The organism is Globicatella sanguinis NBRC 15551 (genome assembly GCF_001552295.1).
In the GTDB taxonomy this organism is placed as follows: domain Bacteria; phylum Bacillota; class Bacilli; order Lactobacillales; family Aerococcaceae; genus Globicatella; species Globicatella sanguinis.
Map to the genome: position 1 here is coordinate 23,843 of NZ_BCQX01000015.1, position 6,341 is coordinate 30,183.

The window sequence follows — 6,341 nt, forward strand, 5'->3', positions numbered from 1 at the left end:
GTATATGCGATTGCTAAAAATCTGTCGCCACAATTAAAGGAACTTGCTCATAAAGGAAAAAAAGAATATCAAAATAATTATGATTTGGTTTATCGTCGTGAGTCTTATTATCCCAATGAAATATGGCAGGCTGACCACACTCCCTTGGATATCCTTGTTTTAAACGAAAAAGGAAAGCCTGAGAGGCCATGGTTAACAATTATTTTAGATGATTATAGCCGAGCAGTTGCAGGGTATTTCCTTAGTTTTCAAGCTCCTTCTGCTATTCAAACTTCTTTAGTTTTACACCAAGCAATATGGAAAAAAAGCAACTCTGATTGGCAAATATGCGGTATACCTGAAACTTTCTATACCGATCACGGAAGTGATTTCACTTCAAATCATTTGGAGCAAGTCGCAATTGATTTAAAAATCAATCTTATTTTTTCTACGGTAGGTATGCCAAGAGGACGGGGGAAAATAGAACGTTTCTTTTTAACAATTAATCAATTATTTTTGCAAGATTTACCAGGTTACATTGGGAATCAAAATACTTTAAATGTTCTTACGATAAAAGAGCTTGATGAGAAATTAGCGCATTTTATTATATATGACTATCACCATAGAGTGCATGGCACTACAAAACAGGAACCTATAAAGATGTGGAATAATTCAGGATTTCTTCCTCATCAACCAGATAGTCTAGAAAGTTTAGATTTATTGTTATTAAATGTTGGAAAGCCAAGAAAAGTTCATTCTGATGGAATTCACTTCCAAGGTTTAAGATATATTGACACCAATTTAGCAGCTTATGTAGGTGAAACTGTTATCATTCGATATGATCCAAGAGATATTGCTGAGATTCGTGTATTTTACAAAGACCAATATTTATGTACGGCAATTTCTCCTGAAATTTCTGATTACGAAGTCGATTTAAAAGAGATTGTTGCGGCACGTAATAAAGGACGGAAAAACCTTGAAAATCAGCTCCATTCTGGAAATAATATTGCGGAAGAACTTATTTCATCTAAGCAGAAAGAGTTAGATAATCCTGTAAACAAAAAGATTCTAAGAAGTCAAAAATTAAGAGGTATTACAATGAATAAAACACCCTATTTTATTGAAACAAAAGAATATAAACGCTTTGTAGAATTTTGTCAGGCATGTATCAAATACAAATATATCGGAATTTGTTATGGATTACCCGGAGTTGGGAAAACTTTATCCGCTAAGCAATATTCAAATTGGAATTGGGTCGAAAAACAAATTGATTACAAAAAATCGGAAGAAATCGGAATGAATGCAGATGAAAAAATCCTTGAAGCGAAAACAATATTTTACACCGCTCCAGCCATACGGGCGACTAAAATGACGAATGAAATCGATATGATCGGTGGTAAAATGGGTATGGTTAAAAGTATGTATAGAGTTCTTCAGTTAGGAGCAGAAGAAAAATACTCAACGAATGTGTATGAAGAAATTGATCTCATTATTATTGATGAAATAGATCGATTAAAAGTACAGCATTTAGAACAATTAAGAGATATTTATGACCAAAAAGATGTGGCTATGATCTTTATTGGAATGCCGGGTATAGAAAAGCGATTGGCTCGTTATCCTCAACTCTACTCGAGAATAGGTTTTGCCCATGAATTTGACAGATTGAGTAAAGACGAGATCCACCATATTCTGGAATACAAATGGGAAGAGTTAGGATTATCTGTCCAACTGGAAGATTTTGCTAATTATGAAGCTGTCACTAGTATTATTAAAATTACCAGTGGAAACTTTCGACTTATCCAAAGACTTTTCACCCAAATCGAAAGAATATTAGAAATCAATAACCTTGAAACTATCACGACAGAAGTAGTGGAAGCTGCACGAGATAGTTTAGTCATTGGAGTAAAATAAGTAATAAAAAGGACTATTTCATTTAGCGAAATAGTCTTTTTTTGTTCTATTAGTGCAACATAGCGCTTGAAGTTAGTGCGAAATAAAACCAAAATTTACACCTATACCTAATCACCAGGGAAATTTCTTCTATTCACAACCAAAAGCACACAGCCAACAAAATACAGTCAACCTTATATCTTCAATATCACAAACAAAAAAAGAGTGAATTCACAATAGTCACTAAACGTACCTATAACGATTCACTCTATCTTTTATTATCTTTTCATTTTAAACATATTGACGTTTTTCACCGTTCATATAAGCAGCATCAATTAAGCCGCCACCTAAACATTCTTCGCCACGATAAAAGACAACTGCTTGGCCTGGTGTTACTGCACGCACTGGTTCATCAAAAATAACTCTCGCTTTAGTGCCTGATTCATCCAATTGCACTTTCACGTTAATATCTTTTTGACGATAACGGAATTTAGCTGTACATTCAAATTCTTTTTCCGTCCAATTATCAGTTGTAAAATGAATTTCACTTGCTTCTAAATATTCAGAATATAAATTATCATGATGGTAACCTTGACCTACGTATAAGGTTTGAGTCGCTTGGTCTTTACCAATAACAAACCATGGTTCATTAGAAGTACCGGCTGTGCCACCAATTCCAAGACCTTGACGTTGCCCAATGGTATAATACATTAATCCCATATGTTCGCCCATTTCTCGACCATCTAATGTCATCATTTTACCGGGTTTGTTAGGTAAATAATTCGCTAAAAACTCATTAAAATCACGTTCACCGATAAAGCAAACACCCGTTGAATCTTTCTTTTTAGCTGTCGCTAAACCAGCTTCTTCGGCTATTTTACGTACTTGTGGCTTTTCTAAATGACCTAATGGGAACATCGCTTTTTTCAATTGTGCTTGTGATAATTGACTTAAAAAATAAGTTTGGTCTTTATTTGCATCTTTACCACGCAATAAATGAACCACACCATTTTCATCTGTTTCCACTTGCGCATAATGTCCCATCGCGATATAATCCGCACCTAATCCCATCGCATAATCTAAAAATGCTTTAAATTTAATTTCTTTATTACACATGACATCAGGATTTGGCGTACGACCATTACGGTATTCTTGTAAGAAATATTCAAAAACGCGATCCCAATATTCTTTTTCAAAGTTGACTGAATAATAAGGAATGCCAATTTGTTCAGCAACTTTTGCTACATCTTCATAATCTTCCGTTGCGGTACAATAGCCCTCATCATCTGTATCGTCCCAGTTTTTCATAAATAAACCGACGACATCATATCCTTGTTGTTTTAATAATAGTGCGGCCACCGATGAATCGACGCCACCACTCATGCCTATTACGACGCGTGTATTTTTGTTATCAGTCAACACATGACCTCCTATTTATATTGTTATTTGTGTTCAATCATTACATTTCGATCGACAAAACCATCAAAAATAAAGTTAATTTTTTCTACTAACATCGCATTATTATCTAATTTTGAAACATCAACAGCAGTTAATTCATTACTCGTAACAGTCGAGATTTTTAATGTTTTCAAATCATTTTTTACTGTCACTTTTAATACTAAACCTCTACGATGTTCTGTATCTAAAGGTCGTTTATATTGAAAATTACCACCTTTAGTCTCCATGAAACCATTATCTCTTAAGGTATAAGGTTTACATTCTGGGCTCATGCTAAATGTACGATTGAATCCTTTTAATGTTGCGGTTGTTGTGAATGCCATAGTTGTTTGGTCCTTTCTTTTAAATTAATTAATTGTTGGATAAAAGTATCAATTTCTTCTTTGGTGTTTTGTTTACCAAATGATAATCGAATACTTTGGTGATGACGCTTGTCATCATTTGGATAATAAGCTGATAAAACATGACTTACTTCTAGACTTCCTGCTGAACAAGCACTTCCAGCTGAGATAGCGATATTAGCTAGATCAGTTTGGACTAACAGCTGACTTGCATCAATATTGGGAAAGTATAAATTAACAATATAGGGTACTTGATGAGCGCCATTACGTTCAAATTCAATGCCCTTTTGCTTGAGTTGAGCCATTAAATAATTCGCTAATTCACTAGCGGTGTCCAAATTAGCTTGGTTTGCTAATTCAAAAGCCTTCGTCAACCCTAAAATATAAGGAAGATTTTCTGTTCCAGAACGTAACCCGGCTTCTTGTCCACCCCCATGCAATAAAGGCTGAAGCGTCATTTTTTCATCCCATGGTTGATAAGCTAAAAAGCCAATACCTTTGGGTGCACCTAATTTATGACCAGAGGCCGAATAAGAAGTGGCATTTAACGCCTCGAGATCTACTTTACCATGACCAAATGCTTGAACGGCATCAACATGGAACCATTTCACATGGTCTTTCGCAATTTTTCCAAGTTCATCAATCGGTAAACACGCACCTAATTCATTGTTAACCAACATGGCTACCCAACCCATTGTTTGTGGAGTGGTTGCGGCAATAAATAGTTCAACAGAATAATTTAAATCATGAGGTTTTAAATAAGTGATGTCGAAACCTTGAGTCTCTAAATACTTTAACACTTCTAACACTGATGGATGTTCAATTGCCGTAGCGACAATATGATGACCATAACCTAGTGCTTTTGCTTTCATTGCTTGTGACAGAATGGCCCAATTATTCGCTTCAGTCGCCCCACTGGTAAAATATAAATCTGCTTTTGGTAAATTAATCAGCTCTTTTATCTGTTGGCGTGCTTGATTAATTAAATGTTTATTTTTCTTTCCCGCTTGATAAACACTTGATGGATTATAATAATTTTCCAACAAAGCTTCATGGATAACTTTTGCTACTTCTGGATCAACGGGTGTCGTTGCGGCATTATCTAAATATATCACGACACATTCCTCCTTATCACATTGTCTATTATACTACATTCCAATTTGTTTGTGTATGGATAATTAAAGGACCCTTATCATTGAATCAATCATTTGATAAATAACATCCTAACAAACTTTAAAATACATATTCAAACCCTTTTGTCATTCAAATGAATATCATAATGTATTCACAACTTCAGTATCGTAACATATAATAAAGATGTAACCAAGACTTTTGCTTTAATTTAGTAAATATTTTAAAATAGAGTTATTAATTTATAAAAAACAAAGGAGGATTAGCATGTCTCAACCATTAGCTTTCCGAATGAGACCTCGAAAAATTGAAGAAGTGATTGGTCAGCAACACTTAGTGGGACCAGGTAAAATTATTGATCGCATGGTTCGTGCTCAAAGACTCACTTCCATGATTTTATATGGTCCTCCAGGCACAGGAAAAACCAGTATCGCCAGTGCCATTGCCGGTAGTACGCAACATGCCTTCCGCGTCCTTAATGCCGCCACTGACAGCAAAAAGGATATCGAAGTCGTCGTTGAAGAAGCAAAGATGTCAGGCACCGTCATTTTATTACTGGATGAGATACATCGTTTAAATAAAGTTAAGCAAGATTATCTACTCCCCCACCTTGAAAGTGGACGAGTGATTTTAATTGGGGCCACTACTGAAAATCCTTATATATCCATTAACCCTGCTATCCGTAGTCGCGTACAAATCTTCGAAGTCAAGCCACTAACGAGTGACGAAATTGTTGAAGGCTTAACCAATGCGCTTTACGATTCAGAACGGGGCTTAGGTCACTATCAAGTTGAAATGGATGAAAGCACCTTACGTCATTTTGCACATGTCACCAATGGCGATATTCGTAGCGCCCTCAATTCACTTGAATTAGCTGTTTTATCGACAGAAGCGAATGAAGACGGTAAAGTAGTCATTACTCAAGATATTGCTGAAGAATGCTTGCAACGCAAACGTTTGGCTCATGATAAAGATGGCGATGCCCATTATGATACCATCTCTGCATTACAAAAATCCATTCGTGGAAGTGATGTAGATGCTGCCCTCTATTATCTAGCGATTTTACTGGAAGCCGGCGAGTTAATTATTGCTTGTCGTCGCTTATTGGTCATTGCTTATGAAGATATTGGCTTGGGTAACCCTCAAGCAACTGAAAGAACAGTAGCCGCTGTCGAAGCCGCAGAAAAATTAGGCTTACCTGAAGCACGTATTCCGTTAGCCTTTGCGACTGTAGAACTTGCCTTAAGTCCAAAATCCAATACCACAATGATGGCATTAGACAATGCGCTAGCTGATATTCGCAGTGGTAATATTGGCCCTATTCCTGATCACTTGAGAGATGCTCATTATAGCGGAGCAGCTAAATTGGGTCGTGGTGTTGAATATAAATATCCTCATAGCTATCCTGGTCATTGGGTCTTACAACAATATTTACCAGATAATGTTAAAAGTAAACAATACTTCAAACCAGATCCAACTGGTAAATATGAAGAAGCCCTCGCTAATGTCTATAAAAAAATAAAAAGTCAATCATAATTTTCG

General features: G+C 35.9%; 5 protein-coding genes and 1 pseudogene. 3 read left to right on the forward strand and 3 right to left on the reverse strand.

Annotated elements, in window-relative coordinates; translation table 11 throughout:
- Positions 1–144: 144 nt before the first annotated feature.
- Positions 145–816: pseudogene (locus tag GSA01S_RS11035) on the forward strand (transposase); the annotation flags it as partial.
- A 261-nt stretch (positions 817–1,077) separates the two neighbouring features.
- Positions 1,078–1,890: an AAA family ATPase gene (locus GSA01S_RS02355; RefSeq protein ID WP_002316690.1), complete on the forward strand. Its 813-nt coding sequence runs from the start codon at positions 1,078–1,080 to the stop codon at positions 1,888–1,890.
- A 270-nt stretch (positions 1,891–2,160) separates the two neighbouring features.
- Here GSA01S_RS02355 and mnmA read toward each other — a convergent pair whose 3' ends face one another.
- The 3 genes from mnmA to GSA01S_RS02370 are packed head-to-tail and all read right to left on the reverse strand — an operon-like array spanning position 2,161 to position 4,783.
- Entirely contained in the window at positions 2,161–3,288 is a 1,128-nt protein-coding gene (gene mnmA / locus GSA01S_RS02360) for a tRNA 2-thiouridine(34) synthase MnmA (RefSeq protein WP_066124463.1), read from the reverse strand.
- 23 nt (positions 3,289–3,311) lie between these two features.
- Positions 3,312–3,650, reverse strand: coding sequence for a cysteine desulfurase (locus GSA01S_RS02365; RefSeq protein ID WP_066124465.1), 339 nt, complete (start codon positions 3,648–3,650; stop codon positions 3,312–3,314).
- The gene (locus tag GSA01S_RS02370; protein WP_066124468.1) at positions 3,623–4,783 is read right to left on the reverse strand and encodes a cysteine desulfurase family protein; all 1,161 of its coding nucleotides are present in this window, start codon (positions 4,781–4,783) and stop codon (positions 3,623–3,625) included. The genes GSA01S_RS02365 and GSA01S_RS02370 overlap by 28 nt, the downstream gene beginning before the upstream one ends.
- Positions 4,784–5,066: 283 nt before the next feature.
- Here GSA01S_RS02370 and GSA01S_RS02375 point away from each other — a divergent pair, with 283 nt between their 5' ends.
- Positions 5,067–6,335, forward strand: coding sequence for a replication-associated recombination protein A (locus tag GSA01S_RS02375; protein WP_066124469.1), 1,269 nt, complete (start codon positions 5,067–5,069; stop codon positions 6,333–6,335).
- The last annotated feature ends 6 nt before the right edge of the window (positions 6,336–6,341 follow it).

Excerpts from the sequence above, each read along its gene's own strand:
- GSA01S_RS02355 (WP_002316690.1), top strand. The coding sequence starts at position 1,078 with ATGAATAAAACACCCTATTTTATTGAAACAAAAGAATATAAACGCTTT.
- GSA01S_RS02365 (WP_066124465.1), bottom strand. The coding sequence starts at position 3,650 with ATGGCATTCACAACAACCGCAACATTAAAAGGATTCAATCGTACATTT.
- GSA01S_RS02375 (WP_066124469.1), top strand. The coding sequence starts at position 5,067 with ATGTCTCAACCATTAGCTTTCCGAATGAGACCTCGAAAAATTGAAGAA.